Below are 2,163 nucleotides of genomic sequence, written 5' to 3'. Positions count from 1 at the left end.
ATCCATGCACGTGTAGCAGTCCTTAACAGATTTACGGAATTAGGTCGACCACTTACCCAAGTTACGCCTTAAATTTGACTCAATTAGGGGCGCTTTGCATTTCAAATCTTTGTGCAACAAAGCCCTTAAGAAACATGTTAAGAATTTCACTTTCAGTTAATTTTTATTTGTTATTAAACTAAGGTTTATTTATGTTTATCAAAAAAGAGTACAAAAAACCGTTAACAACGAGTACAAAATACCCAATTTTTAGTTTAACTAAGGATAGTTGGAATGATTATAGTACTTACAGTCTTTTTGATTTAAATTTTCATGAAAGTGATGAAAAAACACATAATATAGGCCGAATTAAAATTTTACAAAAAGAATCTTCTAGTACAATTATTCCTAATGAGTTTTTAAAATTAGATGAAAACTATATTAGTCTAGGTCAGGATATATCTTTTTATAAAAATCTATTAGATATTATTGGTGAATCAGAATCTGAGATAGTATTAGAAGCTTTAAATGATATTGCTTGGGAATCTAATAAGGCAAAAGATTTTGAACATAAGGCAGATTACCGAAATTCTTTACTCAGAGAAAATAGTGCTCATAACGCTTTAAGATTTGGTAGATCTATTATTTTAAATGAAAATTATACAGAAGATTTTTCTTTTAAATATGTAGTTAATATTGATGGATCTAATAATCCATTCGAAATTTCTGTTGATTTTGATGAGGATGATATAATTCCAGGACGAATCGTTGGAATCATTGGACGAAATGCTGTAGGAAAAACTCAATTAATGGGTGCCCTTGCTAAAGATTTAGTACAAGTTGGAAGAAAGTCGAAAAAATCACTAGATGATAGAGATGAAAGGTTTATAGGAAACAGACCTATTTTTAATAAAGTTATTACAGTGTCTTATAGTGCTTTTGATAAGTTTATTCGCCCTTCTAAACCACAGCGAAGTTACAATTACTGTGGTATTCGAAACGAAAGTGGTGGAATATCGATAAAATTATTAACAGAAAGCTATAAAGATAATTTAATTAAAATTAAGGAGTTAGATAGAGGAAATCTATGGGCTGAGTACATGATGCAAATTTTAGACAGGAACGATTCATTATTTAAAAGTTATCTAGAAAAACAGATAGAAAGTAATGATTTTTCAGAGCATGATCCTCTATCTTTTCTTAGCTCAGGCCAGTCAATATTAGCTCACTTTGTTACAGCACTTGTTGCAAAAATACAAATTAATACTTTAGTTTTATTTGATGAACCTGAAACCCATCTTCATCCAAATGCAGTAGCTACCTTATTCAATGTATTAAATGATTTGTTAAAAAAATATAAGTCATTTGCAATCCTTGCGACTCATTCACCCATTGTTATACAAGAGATACCTAGTAAACGTGTAATTTTATTAACTAGAGAAAAAAATAGTACGATTGCTACAAAAATGGAATTTGAAACTTTTGGTGAAAATATATCAGAGCTTACGAGACACGTTTTTGATACGGTATCTATACCTAACTTTTATAAAAATGTGCTAAGAAAATTATCTAAAACAGTAAGTTATAATGATGTGTGTGCCCTTTTTGAAAATAATTTAAGTTTTAATGCTAAAGCGTTTCTTCTAGCTCAGTATGGTGAAGACCAATGAAAATACTGAATATACCGCCAGCATCGATCCCTTATACAGATAGACATAGAGCAATAGTTAATGCTAAAAAAAATAATATTAAAGGTGTAACTAACCAAGTAAAGCAAAATCTACTAAGTTTGGATAATCAAGTAGCATCAAGATACACGGATTTTGAGTTGGCTATTCAGAATAATCAATTATTTAATTTTATTGAAAGTCCTTCTTTAAAACTAAATAAAGACGATTTACTAGGTTGTTATACAGGCTATACAAAAAAGGTCAATGAAATATTTGATTTGATTAAAGGTGTCCAAGTTCCTTGTTTTTTAAAAAAATGTCCTTATTGTGGGATAACTATACCTAAAACCCACGATCATTATTTACCAGAAACAAAATTTCCTGAATTAGCAGTTCATGCCTTGAACCTTATTCCCTGTTGTAGTACTTGTAACCAAAGGCTTTGTTGCACAAAGATTTGAAATGCAAAGCGCCCCTAATTGAGCCAAATTTAAGGCGTAACTTGGGTAAGTGG

2 protein-coding genes are annotated in these 2,163 nt (G+C 30.2%); both read left to right on the top strand.

Going from position 1 to position 2,163, the window contains the following annotated elements; translation table 11 throughout:
- Window positions 1-191 precede the first annotated feature (191 nt).
- On the top strand, window positions 192-1,649 hold the full coding sequence (locus tag PV763_RS17450) for an ATP-dependent nuclease (RefSeq protein WP_420938284.1): 1,458 nt from the start codon (window positions 192-194) through the stop codon (window positions 1,647-1,649).
- Entirely contained in the window at window positions 1,646-2,110 is a 465-nt protein-coding gene (locus tag PV763_RS17445) for a hypothetical protein (protein ID WP_420938283.1), read from the top strand. Before PV763_RS17450 ends, PV763_RS17445 begins: the two co-directional genes overlap by 4 nt.
- The last annotated feature ends 53 nt before the right edge of the window (window positions 2,111-2,163 follow it).

It is taken from the genome of Acinetobacter sp. AS5 (assembly GCF_048957595.1).
Taxonomy (GTDB): domain Bacteria; phylum Pseudomonadota; class Gammaproteobacteria; order Pseudomonadales; family Moraxellaceae; genus Acinetobacter.
This window is presented reverse-complemented; position numbering and strand designations above follow the sequence as displayed.